Here is a 23,844-nt window from a genome sequence, read left to right on the forward strand (position 1 = left end):
CTTTGGCCGCTGCCTCCTCCTAATACTTCACTGCGCCGGTCACCCAACCCCCTCGGCCGGCACCGTGGTTTGACCTTCGTTTCATACGAACGACGACGGTGCCGATCAGGGAGGCGGGGTGTTGTGCGCAGTGAAGTAAAGGAGGAGCCGGCAGCCGTCAGGCTGGCGGCGGGGGACATGAACGGAGCACAGCGCCCCGCCTTCCTGATCCGCTCACCCCCAGCCACCATCAACCCGTCGAAAGCCCCGCTTTTCGGAGCCTCACGCCCCTCAAGTCCCGCGGATCATCTGGGCAAGACCCCCTCAGTGCTTGGAGCACGTCATGATTCGTTCGCTCTGGATTTCGAAAACCGGGATGGAAGCCCAGCAGACCCAGCTGGACCATATCTCGAACAACCTCGCCAACGTCGCCACCAGCGGCTACAAGAGAGCCCACGCACAGTTCGAAGACCTGATCTACCAGAACCTGCGCCAATCGGGCGCGGCCAGCTCCGAGCAGACGCAGCTGCCGACCGGCCTGCAGATCGGCCTGGGCACCCGGGCCGTGGCCAGCGCGCGCAACTTTAGCCAGGGCAACCTGCAGCAAAGCGGCGGCAACCTGGATGTGGCGATCAAGGGCAACGGCTTCTTCCAGATCTCCACGCCCGACGGTGGCACCGCCTACACCCGCGACGGCTCGTTCCAGCTCGATGCGCAGGGCCAGATGGTCACCAACAGCGGCTACCTGGTACAGCCCGGCATCACCATCCCGGCCAATGCGCAAAGCGTGACGATCGCCGCCGACGGCACCGTCAGCGTCGCGTTGCCCGGCCAGGCCCAGTTGCAGACCGTGGGCCAGTTGCAGATTGCCAGCTTCATCAACCCGGGCGGCCTCGAGCCGCGCGGCAGCAACCTGTTCGGCGAGACCGCGTCGTCGGGCTCACCCAACAGCGGCGCGCCCGGCAGCTCGGGCCTGGGCAGCCTGCAGCACGGCTTTCTCGAAACCAGCAACGTCAACGTCGTCGAAGAGCTGGTCTCGATGATCCAGACCCAGCGCGCCTACGAGCTGAATTCGAAGGCCATCTCCACTTCCGACCAGATGCTGCAACGCCTGTCGCAACTGTGAACACTGCCGTGAGACCCACCATGTCGACCCTGCTTCGTACGCTGGCGGCCGCTGTGCCGCTGTTCTCGCTGGCGGCCTGCCAGTCGATGCTGCCCACCGAGGCCAAGGTCGACTTCCCGACCGCCACTGCGCCGGCGTTGCCCGAAGGCGGCCCCACGCCGATCCCGATGCAGATGCCCGTCACCAGCTACGCCGCCGCGCAGCAGGCGCCGGTGACCGGCTCGATCTACCAGTCGGCCAGCTACCGGCCGATGTTCGAAGACCACCGCGCGCGACTGGTCGGCGACACCTTGACGATCCAGATCGTCGAGAAGATCGCGGCCAGCCAGAGCGCCAACTCGACGGTCGACAAGAGCGGCGACCTGAACGTCGGCATCTCGGCCCTGCCGGGCGTGAAGGCCCTGCACCTGGCCGGCGCCAACGCCGCGGCCACCAGCGCCAACACCTTTGCCGGCAAGGGCGCGACGACCAGCAACAACGACTTCACCGGCACCATCACCGCCAGCGTGGTGGGCGTGCTGCCCAACGGCCACCTGATCGTCGCCGGCGAGAAGCAGATCGGCGTCAACCAGCATGTCGACGTGCTGCGCTTCACCGGCCAGGTCGACCCGCGTTCGATCCAGCCCGGCAACACGATCCCCAGTGCCCAGGTGGCCAACGTGCGCGTCGAGCACCGGGGCCGTGGCGCAATGGCCGATGCCCAAGGAACTGGCTGGTTGGCACGATTCTTTTTAAGCCTTTGGCCGGTCTAAAGTTTTTCAAAATGGTGGCAAGCACTCCCAGTCTTGCCAACCATGACCACCTCTTCTGACCGACTCATGCGCGCCGCGATGGCGCTGACCGCCCTGGTCGCGAGCGCGGCGCTGTGGTGGCCCTGGCCCGCCGAGGCCGCGCAGCGGATCAAGGAAGTCGCCTCCGTCCAGGGCGTGCGCTCCAACCAGCTGATCGGCTACGGCCTGGTCGTGGGCCTGGACGGCACCGGCGACCAGACCCAGCAGACCCCGTTCACGCAGCAAGGCATCACCTCGATGCTGCAGCAGATGGGCATCACCGTGCCGCCCGGCACCTCGATGCAGCTGAAGAACATCGCCGCGGTGCTGGTCACCGCGCAACTGCCCGCTTTCGCCCAACCCGGCCAACAGATCGACATCAGCGTCGCCTCGATCGGCAACGCCAAGAGCCTGCGCGGCGGCACGCTGGTGGCCACGCCGCTGAAAGGCGCCGATGGCCAGGTCTATGCTGTCGCCCAAGGCAACCTGATCGTCGGCGGAGCCGGCGCCTCGGCCAACGGCTCGAAGGTGCAGATCAACCACCTGTCCGGCGGTCGCGTGCCGCAGGGCGCCACCGTCGAACGCTCGGTGCCCACGCCGCTGAACCAGGGCGACTCGATCCAGCTCGACCTCGACTCGGCCGACTTCGCCACCGCCCGCGCGGTGGCCCAGGCCATCAACGCCGCCAAGGGCGCCGGCACCGCGCAGGCGGTCGACGGCCGCGTGGTGCGCGTGCGTGCGCCGATGGACAGCGACTCGCGCATCGGCTTCTTGGCCGACATCGAGAATCTGCCGCTCGAGCTGGCCAAGCCGGCCGCCAAGATCGTGCTGAACCCGCGCACCGGATCGATCGTGCTGAACCAGTCGGTCACGCTGGCGCCTTGCGCGGTGGCGCACGGCAGCCTGTCGGTCACCATCAGCTCCTCGCCCGTCATCAGCCAGCCCGGCGCCTTGTCGCCCGGTGAGACAGTGGTGAAGGAGAAGTCCGACATCTCGATCACCCAGCAAGGCGGCTCGATCATCGCGCTGCCCGCCGGCGCCCAGCTGGCCGACGTGGTGAAGGCCCTGAACTCGCTCGGCGCGACGCCGCAAGACCTGCTGGCCATCCTGCAGGCGATGAAGTCGGCCGGCGCGCTGCAGGCCGAGCTCGAAGTGATCTGACGGGGCACCATGCCATGAGCATCAACAACCCTGCCGCCCTGGCCCGCACCGGCTACGGCGACGCGCGCGGCATCGAATCGCTGAAGGTCGCGGCCAGCAAGGACCCGAAGGCCGCCGTGCGTGAGGCCGCCAAGCAGTTCGAGTCGCTGTTCATGCAGCAGTTGCTGAAAAACATGCGCGAGTCGGCGCAGTCCACCGGCATGCTCGAGAACGAGGCCACCAAGATGGGCTCGGAAATGCTCGACACGCAGTGGGCCGGCAAGTTGTCGGGTCTGCCGGGTGGCTTGTCGGACGTGATCGCGCGCCAGCTCGAACGCCAGATGGGCATGAACCCCGGCCCGATCCCGAAGGCCGAGAGCGCCAACCGCACGCCGGTGAACCCGCTCAAGCCCAATGCCGAGGTCAAGGTGCCGCAGCAGGCGGCGCTGGGCTTCGTGCAACAGCACCAGACCGCCGCGGCCAGCGCCGAGGCGGCCAGCGGCATCCCCGCGTCGTTCATGATCGCCCAGGCCGCGCACGAGACCGGCTGGGGCCGCAAAGAGATCCGCCATGCCGACGGCAGCTCGGCGCACAACCTGTTCGGCATCAAGGCCGGTGCCAACTGGACCGGCCCGACCGCCGACGTGATGACCACCGAATACACCAACGGCGTGGCCCGCAAGGTGGTGCAGAAGTTCCGCGCGTATTCGAGCTACGCCGAGAGCTTTGCCGACTACGCCAACCTGATGAAGACCAACCCGCGCTACGAGCAGGTGCTGGCCTCGCGCGGCAACGCGCACGGCTTTGCCCAAGGCCTGCAACGCGCCGGTTACGCGACCGACCCCGCCTACGCGGAAAAGCTGTCGAAAGTCATCAACACCACGCTGCGCCTGCAACGCAGCGCCACGGCCTAAGCCGCGCCCCAGCGCGCCGCGCAGCCCGGAGACCCACGCATGTCCAGCTCTACCTTGATGTCGATCGGCATGCGGGCGATGTTTGCCAACACGGCGTCGCTCAACGTCACCGGCCACAACATCGCCAACGCGAACACCGAAGGCTATTCGCGCCAGGAAGTGGAGCTGGCCACCGCCAACGGCCAGTTCACCGGTGCCGGCTTCTTCGGCAAGGGCGTCAACGTCGTCAACGTCAAGCGTGCGCACGACCAGTTCCTGACGATGCAGGCCGCGGCCGCCAAGTCGATGGCCGCAGCCGACCAGACCCGCTACGGCCAGCTGACGCAGATGGAAAACGTCTTCCCGCCGGGTGACCAGGGCCTGGGCTACGCGATGGGTGACTTCTTCGCGTCGATGGTCGACCTGGCCAATGCGCCGGGCGACAACTCGGCCCGCCAGGCCGTGCTGGCCCGCGCCGCCGATGTCAGCGACCGTTTCTCCAACGCCTCGAACCGGCTCGACATCCTGCAGGCCGGCGTGCGCAGCGACATGAAGAACTCGGCCCAGACCGTGACGGCGCTGGCCGCCCGCGTGGCCGACATCAACGAACAGATCTCCGCCAACCGCGGCCAGACCCAGCAGCCCAACGACCTGCTCGACCAGCGTGACCACCTGATCGAGCAGATCAGCCAGTACGTCAATGTGACGACCATCCCGGCGTCCGACGGCACGGTGGGGGTGTTCCTTGCCGGCGGCCACCGGCTGGTGCTGGGCGGCGAGTCGGCCGAGCTGACGGTGCGCTCGGACGACCTCGACGCCTCGCGCGTCGGCTTGTCGATCAACTCCAATGGCCAGTCGCTCGCGCTCAGCGATGACCTGCTGACCTCGGGCTCGATGGCCGGCCTGCTGCGCTTTCAGAACGACGACCTGGTCGACGCCCGCAACCGGTTGGGCCAGATGGCGCTGGCCTTCGCCTCCGAAGTCAACCATGCCCAGTCGCTGGGCATCGACCTGAACGGCAAGCCGGGCTCCGACATCTTCGAGGTCGGCCCGTCGCAGGCCCTGCCGGCAGCCACCAATGCGCGTGACGTCAACGGCCAGCTGCTGTCGACCGTGACGATGGACATCACCGACGCCAGCCTGCTGCAGGCCAGCGACTACTCGTTGCGCGCCGACCCCAGCAACGCCGGCCAGTATCAGCTGGTGCGCCTGTCCGACGGCCTGGCTCGCAGCGTGGCCGACGGCGACGAGGTCGATGGTTTTCGCATCAACATCGGCACCCCGGCGCCGGCGTCGACCGACCGCTTCCTGTTGCAGCCGGTGGCGCGCGCCGCCAGCGGCATGCACCGTGTGCTCGACGACCCGAGCGGCATTGCCGCGGCCCAGCCGGTGCAGGCCACGATGGGGGTCGACAACGCCGGCACCGCGACCGTCGACCAGCTGCGCATGACCGATGGCACGGTCGACCCGAACCTGACCGCCACCATCACCTTCAGCGACGACACCGGTGCCTACACCTGGGAGCTGCGCGACCGCACCTCTGGCGCGCTGGCCAGCAGCGGCACCGGCACCTGGACGGCGGGCGAGCCGATCGAGCTCAACGGCTTTGCGCTGGAGCTGAACGGCGTGCCGACGACCGGTGACACGGTGACGGTGGACAAGACGCTGTTCCCGGCCACCAACAACGGCAACGCGCTGGCGCAATCACACCTGGCCGACGAGCAGTTCGTCGGTCGCACGCTCGATTCGAACGGCAACTACCTCGACGGCGCCACCGTGACCGACGCCTATGCCGACACGATGGCCGATGTCGGCGTGCGGGTGCAGAGCGCGCGCGTGTCGTCTGAAATCTCCACCGCCTCGTCGACCCAGGCCAGCGAGCAGCTGGCCTCGAAGGCCGGCGTCAACCTCGACGAAGAGGCGGCCCGCCTGATCCAGTACCAGCAGGGCTACCAGGCGGCGGCCAAGGTATTGCAGGTCGCGCAGTCGGTGTTCGACACCATGCTGCAGATCGGAAGCTGAAGGGACTGAACCATCATGTTGCGCACCTCTACCTTGACGAGTTATGCCACCTCGCTGGCCAACCTTCAGCGCCGCCAGAGCGAGATGAGCGACGCACAAGCGCGCCTGACCAGCGGCCTGCGCGTGATGCACGCGAGCGACGACCCGACCGCCGCTGCCCGCGCCGAGCGCGCACGCGCGCTGATGCAGCGCGCCGACTCGACGCAGCGCGCGGTCGACGCCAGCCGTAACTCGATGACGCTGACCGAATCGGCCCTGTCCGACGCGGGCGAGCTGCTGCAGCAGGCGCGCGAACTGGTCACCGCCGCCGGCAACGCCAGCTACAGCGACGCCGAGCGCGCCGACGTGGCCAACCAGCTGGCCGAGATCCGCAAGCAATTGATGGGCGTGGCCAACCGCGGCGACGGCTCGGGCGGTTATGTCTTTTCGGGCCAGGGCGCAGGCCGCCCGCCTTTCCTGGACCGGCCGGGCGGCGTGGACTATGTCGGCACCGGTGGTGCCGTGCGGGTCGCGTCCGACGAGCCGCTGCCGCTGACGCTGGACGGCGGCCAGGTGTGGCTGTCGGCACCGACCGGCAACGGCGTGTTCGAAACCCGCACCGTGGCCGGCAGCGGTGCCTGGATCGACGCGGGCCGCGTGACCGCGCCGGACCAGATCACCGGCTCGACCTATTCGATCAACTTCACCGTCAGCGGCGGCACGACGACCTACTCGATCCTGCAGGACGGCGCGGCCACCAGCGTGGTCAACGCCCCGTTCGTGTCGGGGCAGGCGATCGAGATCGACGGCATGGCGGTCACGATCAGCGGCAACCCGGCCGACAGCGACAGCTTCGAGCTGGCACCGGCCGAGCCGACGCTGAGCGTGTTCGATGCGATCGACCGTGTGGTGAACGAGTTGAAGACCCCGCTGCGCACGACCGCCCAAATCACCCAGACTGTGCAAAATGGCTTGCGCGACCTCGACAGCCTGAGCGACCATCTGCAATCGACCCGTAGCATGACCGGCGAAGTGCTGAATCGCATTGACGGCGTGTCGGGCCGGCTGGATGATCTGAAACTGTTCGGTGAGACCACGCGCTCCGATGCGGAAGACCTCGACATGGTCCAGGCGATTTCCGACTTCCAGAACCAGCAGACCGGCTACCAGGCCGCGCTGCAGACCTATTCGAGCATGCAGCGCATGTCTCTGTTCGACTACATCAAGACCTAGCCACGCACATGATCACAACCCCCGGGACGCACGCGATACTTGACCATGTGATCCTCGGTTGTGGCGCGCTGTTCGACGCCCGCCGGACCCCGATGTCGACCCGGCTGACGGTCCACCCCGCCAGCGAATCGGCACCGGTCGACCCCAACGCCTTGCTGGCCGCGCTCGCCGATGCCTGGCCGGCCGAGTCGGGCCCGATGTCGTTGAACCTGACCAGCGAGGCCTGGCTGTCGGCGTTGATGGATATCAAGATGCCGGCGCACCTGATGGTCGAGGTGCCGGCCTTCCTGGCCGGCGATGCAGCGTGGGAACAGCGCATCCGCCAACGGGCCGCCGACGGCCTGCTGATGGTGCTCAAGGGCCGGCCGCTGAGCCCGCTGCCCGCCGATCTGATGGCCTGCTTCAAGTGCGCGATCGTCGATCGTGCCGACGACCGGCGCCTGGCCAATGCGCCACCACCCGGTGGGGCGGTGCGCACGGTGCCTTTCGTGCAATCGGGCAACGCCACGCCGGCCGAGGCGGGCGACAGCTTCAAGCGTGGCGCCCAGGCCGTGCTGGGCTGGCCGCTAGGCGATGTGCCCGATGGCAGCAAGCCCAAGAAGGGCGTACCCGGCAGCGTGCAGGTGGTGATGGACCTGATCCAGCGCGTCGAACGCGAGGAGCCGGCCGCCAAGCTCGAAGCGGTGCTGCGCGGCGACCCGTCGCTCGGTTTTCGCCTGATGCGCTACATCAACTCGCCCGGCTTCGGCCTGTCGGTCGAGATCAATTCGTTCTCGCACGCGCTGATGATGCTGGGCTACGGCCGGCTCAAGCGCTGGCTGGCGCTGCTGATGACCAGCGCGATCGACGATCCGGACCTGAAGCCGCTGATGTTCCTGGCGGTGCGCCGCGGCCTGTTCATGGAAGAACTCGCCCGCGCCCACGGCGACGAGACCACGCGCAACGAAATCTTCCTGTGCGGCGTGTTCTCGCTGCTCGACCGCATGCTGGGCCAGACCTTCGGCCAGCTGTTCGGCTCGTTGCCGGTGCCCGAGCGTGTTGCGCAGGCGCTGGTGCACGGCGAAGGGCCGTACCAGCCCTACCTCGACCTGTCGATCGCGGTCGAGATGGAATCACCGATCGACATCCGCGAAGCCACCGACGCGATGATGCTGGCCGCCGGCGAGGTGAACCGCGCGGCGTTGAAGGCCATGGGCACCGCGCGCCAGCTGCGCAGCGACTGACGAGGCCGCGCAGGCGACCGTCTGCCAACTTGTGCGCATCGGGGTGGCCGGGGGCGACCCGGGCGCGCCGTACACTCGGCCGCGCCTCTTTCATCGTCAGCACCCCTCGCGGGTGAAGCTCAGCCCGCCCACATGCCGCCGATCTTCTCTTCCCGCCGATCGCCGCTCCGCCCTGCGCTGGACGACAGCGCCGACGTGTCGGCCGAGCTGAAAGCCTTGTTCGAGATGAGCCCGGCCGCGCTGGCGCTGGCCGACGCGAGTGGCCGCCTGCTGCGCAGCAATGCCGCGTGGCAGGCGCTGAGCCCGGCGGGCGCCGATGCCCGCGGCCTGCCCGCGCTGCCCGAGAACTGGCAGCAACTGCTGGGCTGGCAGGGCCAGTGGTCGGCGATGCCGGTGGCGGCCGAGGCCGACGCGGTCGATGCCTGGGTCGATGGCCGTGGCGGGCGCCGCATCCATGTGCGGGCACGTGTACGGCGCCTGGCGGCACCGACGCTGGGGGCGTCGGCGCGCTGGCTGCTGCAGGTCGAAGACATGGCCGTGCAGGACGACGCCGCGCGCGCGGCCGTGCAGATCAACGCGCTGATGGGCACGGCCGGCGTGGGCGTGGCGACCTGGGATGCCGAGCAGGGCTGGACCTCGGCCGCCTCGCTGACACCGCCCGGCGCGCTGACGGCTTCGGCGGCCGCCAACGGCGCCAACTCGCAGCTGTCGATCGGCCGCGACGTGGTTGAGACCGAATCGCTGGCCGACTATGCGCGGCTGCAGCAGGCGTTGCGCCAGCGCGAGCCGGCCGAGGTGCGCTATGCGGTGCGCCACCCCGACACCGGCCGCCGCTGGCTGCTGACCCGCGTCGAGCCGGCCGAACTGGGCACCGGGCGGCCGGCGATGAGTGTGGTCACGCTCGACATCACCGACGAAGAAAACGCCCGCCGCCACAACGAGCAGCTGCTGCAAGAGCAGGCGAGGGCGCGCGAATCGCTGGTGCAGCAGACCGACAGCACCCGTGCGGTGCTCGACTCGGTGCTGGTCGGCATCGTCACCGTCGGGCCGCGTGGCATCGAGTGGATGAACCGCTCGGCCCGTCGCATGTTCGGCGGCGAGCTGGCCGACTTCCAGGGCCTGCCGATCGCGGTGGTCGCGTCGGCCGAGCCCAACCACCCGCTGCGCCGCACTGACTGGCTCAACGTGCTCGACGAAGGCCAGGCCGAAACCTTCGAATGCCGCCTGGTGGCGCGTGACGGCCGCGAGTTCTGGGTCGTCGGCAACGCCGTCGTCACCGGGCGCGAGGCGGGCGCGGCGCAGCTGACCTTCGCGCTGCTGGACATCGAGCGCCGCCGCCAGGCCGAGAACCAGATCGCGCAGGCCCAGGCCAGCCTGCAGCGCATCATCGAGACCGCGCCGCTGGCGATCGCCTTGTTCGATGGCCGCGGCCTGCAGGTGTTGCGGCTGAACCAGATGCTGTCGGCGTTCGCGCGTCGGCCGGCGGTGCAGATCATCGGCCGGCCGCCGTCGTTGTGGCTGCCCGGGCCCGAAGCCGCGGCCCTGTCGGCCGACCTGCACCAGGCTGTGGCCAGCCGCGAGATGGTGCGGCGCGAACTGCACCGCGACGCCGACCCGGTCACGGGCGAGCCGGCGCGCGAGTGGGATGTGCGCATCGTGGCGCTGCGCGACACCGGCGACGGCGGTGCAGAAGAGCACCTGCTGCTCGTGGCCAGCGACGTGACCGAGCAGCGCGCGGCCGAGCAGGCGCGCTTCGAGGCGGCGATTGCGCAGCGCGAGATGCTGGTCAAGGAAGTGCACCACCGCATCAAGAACAACCTGCAGGGCGTGGCCGGCCTGCTGCAGCAGAACGCCCAGCGCCACCCTGAGGCCGCCGCGGCGCTGAACGAGGCGGTGGGCCAGGTGCATGCCATCGCCCAGGTGCACGGCCTGCAGGTGGGCATGACCGGCCCCTTGCGCGTGCGCGGCGTGATCGAGGCGATCACGCTGTCGGTGCAGCGCATGTTCGGCCGCGCGATCCGCTATGACGTCGACGGTCCGGCGCCGCACCGCTTTGCGCTGACCGAGGCCGATTCGATCCCGATCGCGCTGACCGTCAACGAGCTGCTGACCAACGCGATCAAGCACAGCCCGAACGGCGAGGTGCGTTGCCGCCTCGACTGCGAGGCCGCGGCGGTGCGCATTTCGGTGGCCAGCGCCAGCCGGCTGCCGCCGGGGTTCACCTTGTCGCAGGTGCCGCCGGGCATCTCGGGCCTGGGCCTGGTGCGCGCGCTGCTGCCGCGAAAGGGCTCGGCGATGACGCTGGAACAGCGCGGTGACGAGGTCGTGGCGACGCTGCGGCTGGAGCCGCCGGCAGTGGCGGTACTGGAACCGTTGTGATTTCTGACGATCGAGCCGACGGGCCTGAGCCAAAATCGGTGCCGAAAGCCGCCCCATGAACGCCGTGACCGCCGCCGCCAGCCCCAAAGGAAAAATCCTGGTCGTCGACGACGACCGGCTGGTGCTGGCGACCGTCACCCACGGCCTGGCGCGCGCCGGCTACGAGGTGATCGACGCCGACAACGGCGACGACGCCATCCTGCTGGCCCGCGAGCACAAGCCCGACCTGGCGCTGCTGGACATCCGGATGGAAGGCAAGTCCGGCTTCGACGTGGCGGCCTACCTGCGCAGCTCGCTCGGCACCCCGTTCATGTTCCTGTCGGCCTTTGCCGACGACGACACGGTGGCTCAGGTCAAGGCGCTCGGCGCGGTGGCCTACTTGGTCAAGCCGCTGGACATCGCCCAGATCGTGCCGACGGTGGAAGCTGCGCTGTCGAGCGTGCGCGCCCGCCGCGCCCCGATGCCCGCCAGCCCCCGCCCGGGCCTGGCGCCAGCCGCCCCCGCGGCCGGCCACGACCCCCTCGCCGACCCCGTGCCGGTGGCCGTGGGCGTGCTGATGCACCGCTACTCGCTGCCCCGCGCCGAAGCGCTGGTCCGCCTGCAGCGCCTGGCCGAGACCGACGGCCGCTCCTTGCACGCTCAGGCAACGGCCTTGCTCGACGCGGTCGAACTCTTGTCTCGGCCGGCTGCAGGTTAGGCGCTCCGACAAGGAGCCGCCTTCCTCAAGTGGCGTGCGCGGATCCGGCTTGGCCGGTCCGCTGCGCGAGCCCCCTCGGGGGGCAGCCCCCGGAAGGGGGCGTGGGGGCTAACCCAATGTGAAGTAGAACCGCGCCCCCTTGCCGACCTCGGCCTCGGCCCAGATGTCGCCGCCGTGGCGGCGGATGATGCGGCGCACCGAGGCCAGGCCGACGCCGGTGCCTTGGAAATCGTTGGCGCTGTGCAGGCGCTGGAAGACGCCGAACAAGCGGTCGGCGAAGCGCATGTCGAAGCCGGCGCCGTTGTCGGCCACCACCATCACACGCTGGCCCTGGTGGGTGTCGTGGCGGAACTCGATCTTCGTCAGCGGCGTCTGGCTGCTGTACTTCCAGGCGTTGCCGAGCAGGTTCTCGAGTGCGATGCGCAGCAGCGTCGGGTCGCCCTGCACCAGCATGCCGGGCTCGATCAGCACCTCGGCCATGCGCTCGGGGTGCTCGCGCTTCAGGTCTTCGATGATGTAGGTGGCCAGCTGCGACAGGTCGACCGGCTTGCGCGACAGCGGCTGCTGCTGCAGGCGTGACAGCGCGAGCAGCGCGTCGATCATGCTGTTCATGCGCGCGGCCGCGGCCAGCACGCGGTCGAGGTGGTCGTTGCCGATGCGGTCGAGGAAGCGGCCGTAGTCTTCTTTGAGGATGCGGGCAAAACCCTCGACCACACGGATCGGCGCCCGCAGGTCGTGCGACACCGAATAGGCGAACGAGGCCTGGTCTTCGGCGGCATTGGCATCGACCGGCTCGTCGACCACCTTGGGCCGCAGCAGCAGCAGGCGGCCGCTGGTCGGTGCGCCGTCGTCGCCCAGCGGTTGCAGGCTCAGCGTCCAGCTGCCTTCTTCCAGCGTCTGGCCGGGCTGCAGGCGGGCCGCGGCCTCGGCCAGCGCGGGCGGCAGGCGGTTGCGTGCGTCGGCCCAGCTGGGCAGCCCGTCTTGCGGGCCGAGCTTGAGCAGGCGGGCGGCGTCGGGCGACAGGGCGGCCACTTCCCATTCACCCCGGGCGCCGCAGGCGCCGTCGTCGCTCTTGTCGGGCTGACCGGCCGAGCTGGTGGGGCGCAGCGCCAGCGCCGGCACATCGAGCTCCGGCCACAGCCTGGCGAGCAAGGTCTGGGCGAAGCGGCCTTGCTCGTCGTCGCCCAACGGCTGCGCACTGCCGAGGTAACCGATGAAGCCACCTTCGCCGTCGAACTGCGGATACGCCCTCAGCAGCCAGGGCTGCGATTCGCCCAGGCGCTGCACCCGCACCGCCTCGAGCGGGGCTTGCGCATCGAGCCGTGCCTTCAGCGCGGCGCCGCCGGGGTCGCCCAGGTTGAACTGGTCCCACAGCATGGTGTTCAGCGGCCGTGCATCGCCCCAGGCCGCGCTGGTGGCGCGCGGTGGCGGGCGCCATTGGCGCAGGCGGTGCTGGGTGTCGGTTTCCCACAGCCAAGCGTCGATGAGCTGGGTGGCCAGTTGCTGGCGCAACCGCACTTCGCGCAGGCGCGCGGCGCTGCGCTGGTGGCCCCAGGCCAGGCCGGCGCCGGCACACGCGGCACCGAAGGCCAGCATCGCGAGCCAGGCATGGCTGGTGGCGGGGGCGGTGGCCGACGGCGCAGCCACCTGCCACATCAGCACCACGACGCCCGAGATCAGCGCCGACACCACCAGGGCCATCGCCAAACCACGACCCCGGACCGGGTGGCGGGGCGGGCGTTGTGGGCGGGCCATGCGATGCATTGTACGGAGCGCATCGCTCGGCAAACCGCTTCGGCCAGTGGTGCGAAACCCGTACCGAAAGCTGTGCCAAAAGGCCTGCTCGGGGCAGATTTCGAACTGCAATTCGGGCTTGACGCCACATCGAGGCACGACCGATGCTTACAGGATGTATATTGGCCTCGCTGCTCCCTGGCTCCAATGCCGCAGGCGGGTTGCGCCCCGCGCCAGCGTCAGGCGCTCGAGGGTCCATGGGAGGCAGACTGCTCAAAAACCATGCTAGAAGCCCGGCCCACGCCCGCTCTCGACGACCCTCACCGCTCGGTGCTCGATATGGCCAGCCTTGACCAGCTGCGCCAACTGGACCCGACCGGCGGCAGCGGCTTTCTTGCCCGTGTGCTCGGCACCTATGTCCGCTCGCTCGAACGCCACCAGGCCGAGGCGCTGCAAGCGCGCCAGGCTGGCCAGTGGGACGCCTTCGCCCGCACCGCTCACACCTTGAAATCGGCCTCGGCCAGCGTGGGGGCCCTGACCTTCTCGCAGATTTGCGCCGACATCGAAGGGCGCATCCGCCGCCAAGAGACCGACCAGCTCGAGCCGCTGCTCGACCGGTTCTTCCAAGAGGCCGCCCTGGTGCATGGTGCCGTGCAGGCGCAGCTCGGAGCCCCGGCGGCTGCAGGCGGGAGTGGCCCTTCGTCCGTTGACGGGCCGGCAGCTTCATGACGGCGGCAGGATCTTCTCTCGGCTTCAGCCACGCCGAGCGCCCGCGGGTGCTGCTGGTCGATGACGACGAGGTGAACCTGATGCTGGTGTCGGCCGCGCTGACGCAGCACGGCTTCGACATCACCGAGGCCACCGACGGCGAATCGGCGTTGCGCCTGCTGCGCGACTGGACACCCGACTTGGTGGTGCTCGATGCCCGCATGCCCGGCCTCGACGGCTTCGAGACCTGCCGCGAGTTGCGCCGCATGTACGGCTTCGAGAACATCCCGGTGCTGATGCTGACCGGCCTGGACGACGAGGGCTCGATCAATAGGGCCTACCAGGCCGGCGCCACTGACTTCTTCGTCAAGTCCAACCAGTGGAGCCTGCTGGCCGGTCGCCTGCGCTACATGCTGCGGGCCTCGCGCACCAACCTCGAGCTGGCGCGCAGCAAGTCCAAGCTGGCCCGCGCGCAAGACCTGGCGCGCATGGGCAGCTTCGACTGGTGGTACGACCCGAGCCTGCCGCTGAGCCACGGGCTCGACCTGTCGGAAGAAGCCTTGCGGGTGTTCGGCTTCGGGCCGGACGACCAACCCGGCCTGAACTACCTGATGCGCTCGATCCCGCCGTCGGACCGGCGGGCGCTGCTGCGCTCGGCGCGCGAGGTGCTGCAGCAGGTGTCGGTGTTCGCGACCGACGTGCCGATGAACCTGCCCGACGGGCGCTTCCGCATCCTGCACGTCGAGGCCGAACCCGAGTTCGCCGAGCATGGTCACTGCGTCGGCTACACCGGCATCGTGCAAGACGTGACCGACCGCCGCCAGGCCGAAGACACCGTGCGCCGGCTGGCCAACAACGACGCGCTGACCAGCCTGCCGAACCGCCGCCAGCTCGTGTGGCGCACCGAGCGGGCGCTCGAATACGCACGCCGCCTGGGCCACCAGGTCGCGCTGCTGATGATCGACCTCGATCGGTTCAAGAACATCAACGACACGCTCGGCCACACGGCCGGCGACGAGCTGCTGATCGAGGTGGCGGCGCGCCTGCGCAGCTGTGTGCGGCACTCCGACCAGATCGTCGAAGGGGTCGTCGAATCGGCCGGCACCCGCACCCACCGCTCGCTCGAAGCCGTGGGCCGGCTGGGGGGCGACGAGTTCATCGCGCTGCTGCCCGAGGTGGGCGACGAGCACGACGCCGAGCGGGTGGCGCAGCGCATCCTCGACGTGCTGCGCGAGCCGGTCTATGCGGGTGGCCAGGAGTGTTTCGCCACCGCCAGCGTCGGCATCGCGCTGTACCCGCGCGACGGCACCAATGTGCACGACCTGATGCGCAACGCCGACGTGGCGATGTACCGCGCGAAGGACGATGGCCGCAACCGCCTGTCGGTCTACAGCCCCCAGGGCGCGACCCGCGGGCGCGAAAAGCTCGAGCTCGAAACCGCGCTGCACAAGGCGATCGAGCGCGACGAGCTGGTGCTGCACTACCAGCCGCAGGTCGAGATCTCGACCGGCCGCATGGTGGGCGTCGAAGCGCTGATGCGCTGGCGCCGCGGCGACCAACTGGTGGCACCGAACGATTTCATCCCGCTGGCCGAGGTGACCGGCCTGATCGTGCCGATGAGCGAGTGGGTGCTGCGCGAGGCGGCCAAGCAGGCGCACGCCTGGCAGAAGGAATTCGGCTTCGACGGCACCGTGGCCGTCAACATGCCCTACCGCATGTTCCTGCAGAAGGACATGGTCGAGCTGGTGCACGGCGCGGTCAGCCCCTATGGCCTGCCGCACCGGATGATTCAGCTTGAGATCACCGAAGAGAGCCTGGTCAAGGATCTGCAAAGCATCCAGCCGACGCTGCAGCGCCTGAACGAGATGGGCGTGCAGATCTCGGTCGACGATTTCGGCACCGGCTATTCGTCGCTGTCGCGGCTGACCGACCTGCCGATCTCGGAGGTGAAGATCGACCGCTCGTTCGTCAAGAACATGGCGGTCACGCACAAGGGCACCGCGGTGGCGCGGACCATCATCGCGCTGGCCCAGGTGCTCGAGCTGCGCGTGATCGCCGAAGGCGTCGAGACGCTGGCGCAGCAGCAGGCGTTGGTCAACGAAGGCTGCGACCTGATGCAGGGCTTTTTGTATTCACGGCCGGTGCCGGGCGAGCAGATCGGCCCGTGGAACCAGCAGCAGATCGTCGCCGGCCAGGGCGACTGGCAGCGCGGCCCCACGCCGGTGCGGGTGCGGCGCGAGCACGGCACATGAGGTGGTGCGCTCGGCGCGCGTGAACCTTGAAAGACGTTGCCAGCAGCCTGACCCCGGCCCAGATCGCCAAAGCGGCTCTGCGTCGCCTGGCGGTGGCCAAGCTGGAGCCCACACCAGAAAACTACGCCCAGGCCTGGGCTGAAGAAATCGGCGAGCCGCGCAGCGGTGGCCTGCCGCCGCGCGCCAAGCCGCTGGCCGAGCGGCTGGCGCAGCGCCTGTCCGACGACGCCGCGCTGCGCGTCGAGTTCGTGCAGCAGATGCTGCAAGGCCAGTGGGACGAGGCCCAGCGCTGGCTCGAGCGCAGCGGCGAGTCGGCGGCCTCGCAATCGCAGTCCTGGGCCCAGCTGATCGAGCGGCTGACGCGTGGGCTCGAGCGCGGCGGCAAGCAGTGGACGATGGCGCGCAAGAAAGACAGCCTGCGCCGCGTGCTCGACTCCAGCCGTGGCGACATGCAGCGCATGCTGCACCGCTTGAAGCAACTGGTGGCCTCGTGGGATGGCGACGAAGCGCCCGCCGGGGTCGATACGCCCGACACGGACGCCGTTGCATCGGCCGGCGCGGGTAGCGCGTCCGGATCCAACACCGGGCTGATGGCGCTGCTGGACGAAGGCGGCCAGGGCTCCGGCGACTGGCCCAAGGTGGTCGGCCCGCTGCAGGCCACGGTGCAGGCCGCGTTGCCGACTGATTCGTCGAGTGCCACCGAGCTGGCCGACGAGCTGAAAGAGCTGGGCGACCGCCTGGCCGCCGAGGGCGCGACGCCCGAGCTCGTCGCCCAGACCGATGCGTTGTGCCAACGGGCCCGGCGCATGCTGGCCCATCGGCACCACCTGCTGGACCAGGTCCACAAGTTCAGCCGCGAGCTGACCGAGGGCCTGACCGAGCTGGCCGAGGACGACAGCTGGGTCCAGGGCCAGGTGGCCAGCCTGCGCGAGCGCCTGTCGGGGCCGCCGAGCGCGCGGGCGGTGCAATCGGCCAGCCAGTTGCTGGCGCAGGCCCGCGTCCGCCAGCGCGAACTGCGCGGTGACCGCGACAAGGCCCGCGACGCGCTGAAAGAGCTGATCCAGCGCATGTTGTCCGAGTTGGGCGAGCTGGGTGAACACACCGGCCGCTTCAGCGACGGCATGCTGCGCTACGCCGAGACCATCGAGCGTGCCGACACGCTGGAGTCGCTGGCCGGCGTGGTGCGCGAGATGGTCGACGAAAGCCGCAGCGTGCATGGCCTGGTCAGCAGCACGCGCGAGCGCCTGGCCGGCGAGCACCAGCGCGCGACCGAGCTCGAAGCGCAGGTGCGCTCGCTCGAAACCGAGCTGCGTCGCCTGTCCGAAGAGGTGGGCACCGACGCGCTGACCCAGGTCGCCAACCGGCGCGGGCTGATGCAGGCGTTCGAAGCCGAGAAAGGCCGGCTCGAGCGCGACGGCGGGCCGCTGGCGGTGGGCCTGCTCGACATCGACAACTTCAAGCGCCTGAACGACACGCTGGGCCACTCGGTGGGCGACCAGGCGCTGGTGGCGCTGGCCCAGCATGTGCGCCAGTCGCTGCGGCCGGTGGATGTGGTGGCCCGCTTCGGCGGCGAAGAGTTCGTCGTGCTGCTGCCCGGCACGCCGGTCGACGAAGCGCAGAAGGTGTTGACGCGCCTGCAGCGCCTGTTGAGCGCGAGCCTGTTCATGCACGATGGCAAGGAGGTCTTCGTCACCTTCTCGGCCGGTGTCACCACCTACCGCCTGGGCGAGAAGGTGGAAGAGGCGCTGGAGCGCGCCGACGAAGCCCTGTACGAGGCCAAGCGCACCGGCAAGAACCGCACGTGCATCGCCTGACGGCCCGGGCCCACCTCGCCCCGCCAACCCCCGCTTGACGCATCGCTCGGTGTTTTCCCGACGCGCACGTTGTCATTGCTGAAAGCGCTTTCAAAAATTCTGTCATCGTCCTAGGATCGCGCCGCGCGGGTTGGCGGCCGCCTTGTGCGCCGGCACCTCGCGTGGACTTCGCCCGTCGCCCATCGGGCGAACGGAGCTCACAACCATTCGAGGAGACAGAAATGAGAAGACTGACCGAGTGGCTCGTCGTCATGCTGACGGGCTTGATGGTCTTGCTCTCGCCGGCCCGAGCGCAGACCCCCGACGACTACACGCAGGCCGTGGTGGTGGCCGGCAACACCGCGACCATCTGGTTCGCACCGACATCCGGCACCACCACCTGGGTGGACCTTCACTACCGGCTCAACGAAGGGCCGCAGCAGAACCTGAGCATGCCGTGGGTGGCCGGCAGCTCGCGCTTCGAAAAACTGCTGCGCGAGCTCGTCACCGGCGGTGACGTGATCACCTACAGCTTCACCTACAACAAGGGCACGCCGGCCTATGACACGCCGGTGTTCACCTTCACGGTCGGCACCAGCGGCTCGGACACGGTGGCCAAGCCCACCTTCAGCCCGTCGCCCGGCAGCTACTCGTCGGCCCAGAGCGTGGTGCTGGCAACGGCAACCCCCGGCGCCACCATCCACTACACGCTGGACGGCAGCAAGCCGACGCCGTCGTCGCCGGTCTACACCGGCCCGATCCCGGTGAGCAAGTCCGCCACCATCAAGGCCCGCGCCTTCAAGGACGGGTTGAAGAAGTCGCCAGTCGGCAAGGGCACCTACACGATCACCAAGGGCAACGTCGCCACGCCCACCTTCAGCCCCGCCGGCGGCAGCTACGCCACCGCCCAGACCGTCACGATCAGCTCGCCCACGTCCGGCGCGGTGATCAAGTACACGACCGACGGCTCGGCGCCCACCGCGGGCTCGCCCACCTACACCGGCCCGATCACCGTGGCGTCGTCGAAGACCTTGCGCGCCGTGGCGCAGAAGTCGGGCTTCGGCGACTCGGGTGTCGAGACGGCCGACTACTTCGTCGGCGTCGGCAGCTGGAACAAGCTCACCACCTTCAACATCGCCAATGGCACCAACGGCGCCTGGCGCGACGACCAGGTCTACTGGGCCATCATCGGGCGCGACTGGAACACCGACCAGTTCGTGCATGTCGATGCGTCCGGCAACCTGATCCCGATGCAGCTGTCCGACAACGGCGCGTTGATGAAGAACGGCAAGCCGTACAGCAACTACTTCTACACGCTGGCCCAGGCCAAGTCGGTGACGATCCCGCCGATCAATTCGGCGCGCCTGATGCTCAGCGTCGGTGGCCCGATGTACATCTGGATCAACGTCGACGTGAACGGCAAGATCGCCTATGCCGGCGCCAACATCGAGAACCCCGACGATCCCAACATCGACGTCACCTTCGACTTCGTCGAGATGGCCATCGTCCCGACGCTGGGCTTCTTCGGCAACACCACGCGGGTCGACCAGTTCGGCTTCCCGGTGAAGATGCGCGTGCAGGGCCTGGGCGGCTACGACCGCACGGTCGGCGAAACCGAAAGCCGCGACGCGATCTTCGCCGCCTTCCAGTCGGAGACACCGACCGAGTTCAAGAGCCTGGCGCAGCAGCCCTACGCGCCGTACCGCATCATGGCGCCGGCCCACGGCACCTTCCGCCACGACGGCCCGCATGCCCATTACCTGGACACCTACATCGCCGATGTGTGGGCGCGCTACACGACGCAGACGCTGACCTTCACCAACGCCCAGGGCACCTTCAACGGGCGGGTCAATGGCGGGCGCTTCGAGTTCACCGACGGGCTGGGCACCTACAGCATCGCTCGTGCGCCGACGACCGAAGAGGCCTTCCTCGGCAATGGCGTGCTCAACGACCCCACCGGCACCGCACCGGGGACCCCCGCGTACGACAAGCAGCTGCAGATCCAGGCCCAGATGTGCGCGGCGCTGAACCGCCACATCGCCGAAGACCCCGAGCACTGGAGCAACGCCCGGTACTTCTACACCGGCGGCCAGCCGGCGAACTGGTTCGCCAAGTTCTGGCACGACCACAGCATTGCCGGCCAGTCGTATGGCTTCCCGTATGACGACGTCTGGAACTACAGCTCGTCGCTGCACACGCCGGCGCCCACCACCGTCACCGTGACGGTCGGCTGGTAAGCCTGCCGCGCGCCGCGGGCTGCCTGCCACAGTCCGCGGCGTGCAGGGCCGGCAGTCGCGAAGCGAGCGACCGGCCCCCGAAGTGCATCCATTGCAGAGTGCGTGATTTGAAACCGGCCGCAACGGCCGGCTCGGTGCTTTCCCGATAGTGTTGGGAAAGCGCTTTCAACAGTGCGCCCGCCGGCCTACCATCGGCCCGCTGAGAAATGCCGGGCTTGCTGTCGCGGCACTTGATTCACTCGGTCATCAATGGAGCACCCGATGCGACGACTTGCTGCCTGGCTCGCCCTGACGTGGGCCAGCCTCTTCTTGTGGGCCTTGCCGGCGCAAGCCCAGACCTCGGACGACTACACGCAGGGCGTGGCTGTCAGCGGCAGCGTCGCCACCATCTGGTTCAAGCCGACCTCGGGCACGACCACCTGGGTGGATGCGCACTACAAGCTCAACAGCGGGCCGCAGCAGAACATCCGCATGAGCTGGGTGGCCGGCAACGCGCGCTACGAGCAGATCGTGCAGCCGGTCGCCAACGGCAACGTCATCGACTACAGCTTCACCTACAACAAGGGCACACCGGCCTACGACACGCCGTGGTTCGCCTACACCATCGGCTCCGGCGGCGGTGGCGACAAGGTGGTCACGCCGACCTTCAACCCGCCGGGGGGCACCTACGCCTCGGCGGTCAACGTGACGCTGGCCACCAGCACCGCGGGTGCGACCATCCACTACACGCTGGACGGCACGACCCCCAGCAAGACCTCGCCGACCTACACCGCACCGATCACCGTCAAGAAGGCCACGACGATCAAGGCCGTCGGCTTCAAGAGCGGCCTGACCAAGTCGGCCGTCGCGAAGGCCGTCTACAAGTTCGACAGCGGCGGTGGCGACGGCAATGCCGCGGCGCCCGTGCTCAGCCCGTGGGGTGGATCGTTCAGCTCGCCCACCTCGGTGACGATGACCAGCGCCACCGCGGGCGCGACGATCAAGTACACGCTCGACGGCTCGTCGCCCACCGCCTCGTCGCCCACCTACAGCGGCCCGGTGACTGTCTCCAGCTCGCAGACGCTGCGCGCGATCGCCACCAAGTCGGGCATGGGCGAGTCGGGTGTCGTGACGGCCGACTACTGGATCGGCGTGGGCACCTGGAACAAGCGCACCACTTTCAACATGGTCAACAACACCCGCGGCGTCTACCCTGACTCGCAGGTCTACTGGTCGATCATCGGCAAGGACTGGGCCACCGGCCAGTTCGTGCATGTCGACGTGAACGGCAACCTGATCCCGATGCAGGTGTCCGACAACGGCGCGCTGTGGAAGAACGGCGAGGCCTACACCAACTACTTCATCCCGTTGTCGCAGTCGAAGTCGGTCACCATTCCGCCGATCAACTCGGCCCGCATGATGCTGAGCATCGGCAGCCCGATGTACATCAAGGTGCTGGTCGACGGCAACGGCAACATCGGCTACGCCGGCGCCAACATCGAGAACCCGAACGACCCGAACATCGACGTCTACTTCGATTTCATCGAGATGGCGATCGTTCCGGAATCGGGCTTCTTCGGCAACACGACCCGCGTCGATCACTTCGGCTTCCCGGTCAAGCTGCGGCTGCAGGGCCTGGGCGGCTATGACCGCACGGTGGGCGAAACCGAGACCCGCGACGCGTTGTTCTCGGCCTTCCAGGCCAACGTGCCGACCGAGTTCAAGAGCCTGTCGCAGGCGCCGTATTCACCGTGGCGCATCGTGGCCCCGGGCCATGGCACCTTCAAGCCCGATGGTCCGAACGCGCACTACATGGACTCTTACATCCAGAGTGTGTGGAACAAGTACACGACGCAGACGCTGACCTTCACCAACGCCCAAGGCACCTTCACCGGCCACGTGGTGGGGGGGCGCTTCGAGTTCACCGACGGGCAGGGCACCTACAACATCTACCGTGCCCCGACGACGGCGGAAGCCTTCCTCGGCAACGGCGTGTTGAACGACGCCACCGGCACCACGCCGGGCACGCCGGCCTACGACAAGCAGCTGCAGATCCAGGCCCAGATGTGCGCGGCGCTGAACCGCCACGTTGTCGACGACCCGGACCACTGGAGCAACTCGAACTACTTCTACCCGGGTGGCCAGGCCGCGAACTGGTTCGCCAAGTTCTGGCACGACCACAACGTCGCCAAGCAGTCGTACGGCTTCCCGTACGACGACGTGTGGAACTACAGCTCGTCGCTGCACACGCCCGCGCCGACGACCGCCACGGTCAGCATCGGCTGGTAAGTTTCCTCTCGTTGGGACAGAGGGCTCCGCTCGCAAGGTGGGGCCCTTTTTTCTTGATGGCTCGCTGAACTCGAAAGGAACTGACGATGACGACGCTTCAACGCCAACTGAGCCTGGCTTGCGCCGCGCTGGCTGGGCTGGTCACCACCATGCTCGTCGCATGCGGCGGCAATGCCGACGATGGCCTCGAGCAGCAGGCCGAGCAGCGACCGGAGCGCGCCAGCGCGGCAGTCACCGAAGTGCATGCTGCGGCACGGCCCTTTCCGCAGCACGTGGTCTACACCGCGGGCGCGATCAAACCCAGCCACGTCTCCCAGGCGGTGATGGACGCCAAGGTCAGCAGCCAGTACGACGCCTGGAAGGCCAACTACCTGCGCACCGAGGGCGGGCAGGGCGCGTGGATCAAGTACGACAAGACCAACTCCACGGTGTCCGAGGCACATGGCTACGGCATGGTGCTGGCCGCCTACATGGCCGACAAGCCGACCGTCGATTCGATGTACGAGTACTTCACCCACCACCCCAGCAAGCACGGCGCCCACCTGATGGCCTGGAAGCAGACGCTGACGAACGGCGTGATGACCGATGTGGCGGGCCGGGTGTCGGCCACCGATGGCGACCTGGACGTGGCCTATGCGCTGCTGCTGGCCCATGTGCAATGGGGCTCGTCGGGCGCCATCGACTACCGGGCCCGCGCGCTCGAGGTGATGCACGACATCCTGCAGTACGACGTCAACCCGACCTACTGGAACCTGACGGTGGGCGACTGGACCCGCGGCGACGACGTCAACTACACCCGGCCGTCCGACTTCATGACCGGCCACATCCTGGCCTTCGCCCGGTACGACACGGCCAACGCCGTCAAGTGGAACAAGGTCTACGGGGCGATCTCGGCCGCGGTCAACGACCAGTTCACACACGGCAGCGAGAAGACCGGCCTGATGCCCGACTTCATGGTGCGCTCAGGTGGCCTGTGGGTGCCGGTCACTGGCAAGTGGCTCGAGACCCGCAACGATGGCGACTTCTTCTGGAACGCGTGTCGCACCCCGTGGCGGCTGGCCCTGTCATGGCTCAACGACGGCCGCACCGACATGAAGGCGGCCCAGCAGCAAATGGCGTCGTGGATCCGCGGCAAGACCGGCGGCGTGCCGCGCAAGATCCACGACGGCTACTTCGTGAAGAATGGGCCCAACGGCGAGGCCATGGACAAGCACCGCGACCTGGTCTTCACCGCGCCGATGGCCGTCAACGCGATGTTCGGCGGTACGCAAGGCCAGGCCTGGATGAACAGCCTGTGGACGTCGATCACCGGCGGCGACTACGGCAGCACGGTCGAGTACTACGGCGACGCAGTCCGCCTGCATGTGTTGCTCACCGTGTCGGGCAACTGGTGGGCGCCATGACCCACCGC

Annotated in this window: 16 protein-coding genes; 15 read left to right on the plus strand and 1 reads right to left on the minus strand. The window is 68.5% G+C overall.

All coding sequences use genetic code 11. The annotated features are described in order from the left end of the window. The first annotated feature begins 322 nt into the window (after window positions 1–322). The 9 genes from flgG (at window position 323) to ACE3SG_RS01650 (ending at window position 11,441) form a co-directional block, all read left to right on the plus strand. Entirely contained in the window at window positions 323–1,105 is a 783-nt protein-coding gene (flgG, locus tag ACE3SG_RS01610) for a flagellar basal-body rod protein FlgG (protein WP_374562177.1), read from the plus strand. 20 nt (window positions 1,106–1,125) lie between these two features. Then, window positions 1,126–1,857 carry a flagellar basal body L-ring protein FlgH gene (locus ACE3SG_RS01615; protein ID WP_374562178.1) on the plus strand — a complete coding sequence of 244 codons (732 nt, stop codon included), beginning with the start codon at window positions 1,126–1,128 and terminating at the stop codon, window positions 1,855–1,857. Between the two features lie 42 nt (window positions 1,858–1,899). Then, the gene (locus ACE3SG_RS01620) at window positions 1,900–3,036 is read left to right on the plus strand and encodes a flagellar basal body P-ring protein FlgI (RefSeq protein WP_374562179.1); all 1,137 of its coding nucleotides are present in this window, start codon (window positions 1,900–1,902) and stop codon (window positions 3,034–3,036) included. Between the two features lie 14 nt (window positions 3,037–3,050). Then, window positions 3,051–3,929: a flagellar assembly peptidoglycan hydrolase FlgJ gene (flgJ, locus tag ACE3SG_RS01625; protein ID WP_374562180.1), complete on the plus strand. Its 879-nt coding sequence runs from the start codon at window positions 3,051–3,053 to the stop codon at window positions 3,927–3,929. Between the two features lie 39 nt (window positions 3,930–3,968). Then, window positions 3,969–5,930 (plus strand): flagellar hook-associated protein FlgK, encoded by a 1,962-nt coding sequence (gene flgK, locus ACE3SG_RS01630; RefSeq protein ID WP_374562181.1) that lies wholly within the window; start codon window positions 3,969–3,971, stop codon window positions 5,928–5,930. A 15-nt stretch (window positions 5,931–5,945) separates the two neighbouring features. After that, window positions 5,946–7,142 carry a flagellar hook-associated protein FlgL gene (gene flgL, locus ACE3SG_RS01635; protein ID WP_374562182.1) on the plus strand — a complete coding sequence of 399 codons (1,197 nt, stop codon included), beginning with the start codon at window positions 5,946–5,948 and terminating at the stop codon, window positions 7,140–7,142. A 92-nt stretch (window positions 7,143–7,234) separates the two neighbouring features. Beyond that, window positions 7,235–8,365, plus strand: a complete 1,131-nt coding sequence (locus ACE3SG_RS01640; RefSeq protein ID WP_374562183.1) for an EAL and HDOD domain-containing protein — start codon at window positions 7,235–7,237, stop codon at window positions 8,363–8,365. Between the two features lie 132 nt (window positions 8,366–8,497). Continuing rightward, window positions 8,498–10,744 (plus strand): PAS domain-containing protein, encoded by a 2,247-nt coding sequence (locus ACE3SG_RS01645; RefSeq protein WP_374562185.1) that lies wholly within the window; start codon window positions 8,498–8,500, stop codon window positions 10,742–10,744. 55 nt (window positions 10,745–10,799) lie between these two features. Continuing rightward, window positions 10,800–11,441 (plus strand): response regulator, encoded by a 642-nt coding sequence (locus ACE3SG_RS01650; RefSeq protein ID WP_374562186.1) that lies wholly within the window; start codon window positions 10,800–10,802, stop codon window positions 11,439–11,441. A gap of 108 nt (window positions 11,442–11,549) precedes the next feature. Here ACE3SG_RS01650 and ACE3SG_RS01655 read toward each other — a convergent pair whose 3' ends face one another. Continuing rightward, the gene (locus ACE3SG_RS01655) at window positions 11,550–13,142 is read right to left on the minus strand and encodes an ATP-binding protein (RefSeq protein WP_374562187.1); all 1,593 of its coding nucleotides are present in this window, start codon (window positions 13,140–13,142) and stop codon (window positions 11,550–11,552) included. A 372-nt stretch (window positions 13,143–13,514) separates the two neighbouring features. Between ACE3SG_RS01655 and ACE3SG_RS01660 the strand changes: the two genes are divergently transcribed. From ACE3SG_RS01660 to ACE3SG_RS01685, 6 genes are all read left to right on the plus strand, one after another. Continuing rightward, window positions 13,515–13,904 (plus strand): Hpt domain-containing protein, encoded by a 390-nt coding sequence (locus tag ACE3SG_RS01660; protein ID WP_374562188.1) that lies wholly within the window; start codon window positions 13,515–13,517, stop codon window positions 13,902–13,904. Continuing rightward, window positions 13,901–16,135: a putative bifunctional diguanylate cyclase/phosphodiesterase gene (locus tag ACE3SG_RS01665; protein WP_374562189.1), complete on the plus strand. Its 2,235-nt coding sequence runs from the start codon at window positions 13,901–13,903 to the stop codon at window positions 16,133–16,135. The genes ACE3SG_RS01660 and ACE3SG_RS01665 overlap by 4 nt, the downstream gene beginning before the upstream one ends. Window positions 16,136–16,161: 26 nt before the next feature. After that, on the plus strand, window positions 16,162–17,949 hold the full coding sequence (locus ACE3SG_RS01670; RefSeq protein ID WP_374562190.1) for a diguanylate cyclase domain-containing protein: 1,788 nt from the start codon (window positions 16,162–16,164) through the stop codon (window positions 17,947–17,949). Window positions 17,950–18,170: 221 nt separating this feature from the next. Then, on the plus strand, window positions 18,171–20,165 hold the full coding sequence (locus ACE3SG_RS01675) for a beta-1,3-glucanase family protein (protein ID WP_374562191.1): 1,995 nt from the start codon (window positions 18,171–18,173) through the stop codon (window positions 20,163–20,165). A gap of 261 nt (window positions 20,166–20,426) precedes the next feature. Further along, window positions 20,427–22,433 carry a beta-1,3-glucanase family protein gene (locus ACE3SG_RS01680; RefSeq protein ID WP_374562192.1) on the plus strand — a complete coding sequence of 669 codons (2,007 nt, stop codon included), beginning with the start codon at window positions 20,427–20,429 and terminating at the stop codon, window positions 22,431–22,433. Window positions 22,434–22,519: 86 nt separating this feature from the next. Beyond that, window positions 22,520–23,836, plus strand: coding sequence for a glycosyl hydrolase family 8 (locus ACE3SG_RS01685; RefSeq protein ID WP_374562193.1), 1,317 nt, complete (start codon window positions 22,520–22,522; stop codon window positions 23,834–23,836). Window positions 23,837–23,844: the final 8 nt, after the last annotated feature.

It is taken from the genome of Ideonella sp. (assembly GCF_041914305.1).
Taxonomy (GTDB): Bacteria; Pseudomonadota; Gammaproteobacteria; order Burkholderiales; family Burkholderiaceae_C; genus Ideonella.

What these genes read in the sequence shown, in the direction of transcription:
- flgG (WP_374562177.1), top strand. Translation starts at nt 323, where the DNA reads ATGATTCGTTCGCTCTGGATTTCGAAAACCGGGATGGAAGCCCAGCAG.
- ACE3SG_RS01615 (WP_374562178.1), top strand. Translation starts at nt 1,126, where the DNA reads ATGTCGACCCTGCTTCGTACGCTGGCGGCCGCTGTGCCGCTGTTCTCG.
- ACE3SG_RS01620 (WP_374562179.1), top strand. Translation starts at nt 1,900, where the DNA reads ATGACCACCTCTTCTGACCGACTCATGCGCGCCGCGATGGCGCTGACC.
- flgJ (WP_374562180.1), top strand. Translation starts at nt 3,051, where the DNA reads ATGAGCATCAACAACCCTGCCGCCCTGGCCCGCACCGGCTACGGCGAC.
- flgK (WP_374562181.1), top strand. Translation starts at nt 3,969, where the DNA reads ATGTCCAGCTCTACCTTGATGTCGATCGGCATGCGGGCGATGTTTGCC.
- flgL (WP_374562182.1), top strand. Translation starts at nt 5,946, where the DNA reads ATGTTGCGCACCTCTACCTTGACGAGTTATGCCACCTCGCTGGCCAAC.
- ACE3SG_RS01640 (WP_374562183.1), top strand. Translation starts at nt 7,235, where the DNA reads ATGTCGACCCGGCTGACGGTCCACCCCGCCAGCGAATCGGCACCGGTC.
- ACE3SG_RS01645 (WP_374562185.1), top strand. Translation starts at nt 8,498, where the DNA reads ATGCCGCCGATCTTCTCTTCCCGCCGATCGCCGCTCCGCCCTGCGCTG.
- ACE3SG_RS01650 (WP_374562186.1), top strand. Translation starts at nt 10,800, where the DNA reads ATGAACGCCGTGACCGCCGCCGCCAGCCCCAAAGGAAAAATCCTGGTC.
- ACE3SG_RS01655 (WP_374562187.1), bottom strand. Translation starts at nt 13,142, where the DNA reads ATGGCCCTGGTGGTGTCGGCGCTGATCTCGGGCGTCGTGGTGCTGATG.
- ACE3SG_RS01660 (WP_374562188.1), top strand. Translation starts at nt 13,515, where the DNA reads ATGGCCAGCCTTGACCAGCTGCGCCAACTGGACCCGACCGGCGGCAGC.
- ACE3SG_RS01665 (WP_374562189.1), top strand. Translation starts at nt 13,901, where the DNA reads ATGACGGCGGCAGGATCTTCTCTCGGCTTCAGCCACGCCGAGCGCCCG.
- ACE3SG_RS01675 (WP_374562191.1), top strand. Translation starts at nt 18,171, where the DNA reads ATGAGAAGACTGACCGAGTGGCTCGTCGTCATGCTGACGGGCTTGATG.
- ACE3SG_RS01680 (WP_374562192.1), top strand. Translation starts at nt 20,427, where the DNA reads ATGCGACGACTTGCTGCCTGGCTCGCCCTGACGTGGGCCAGCCTCTTC.
- ACE3SG_RS01685 (WP_374562193.1), top strand. Translation starts at nt 22,520, where the DNA reads ATGACGACGCTTCAACGCCAACTGAGCCTGGCTTGCGCCGCGCTGGCT.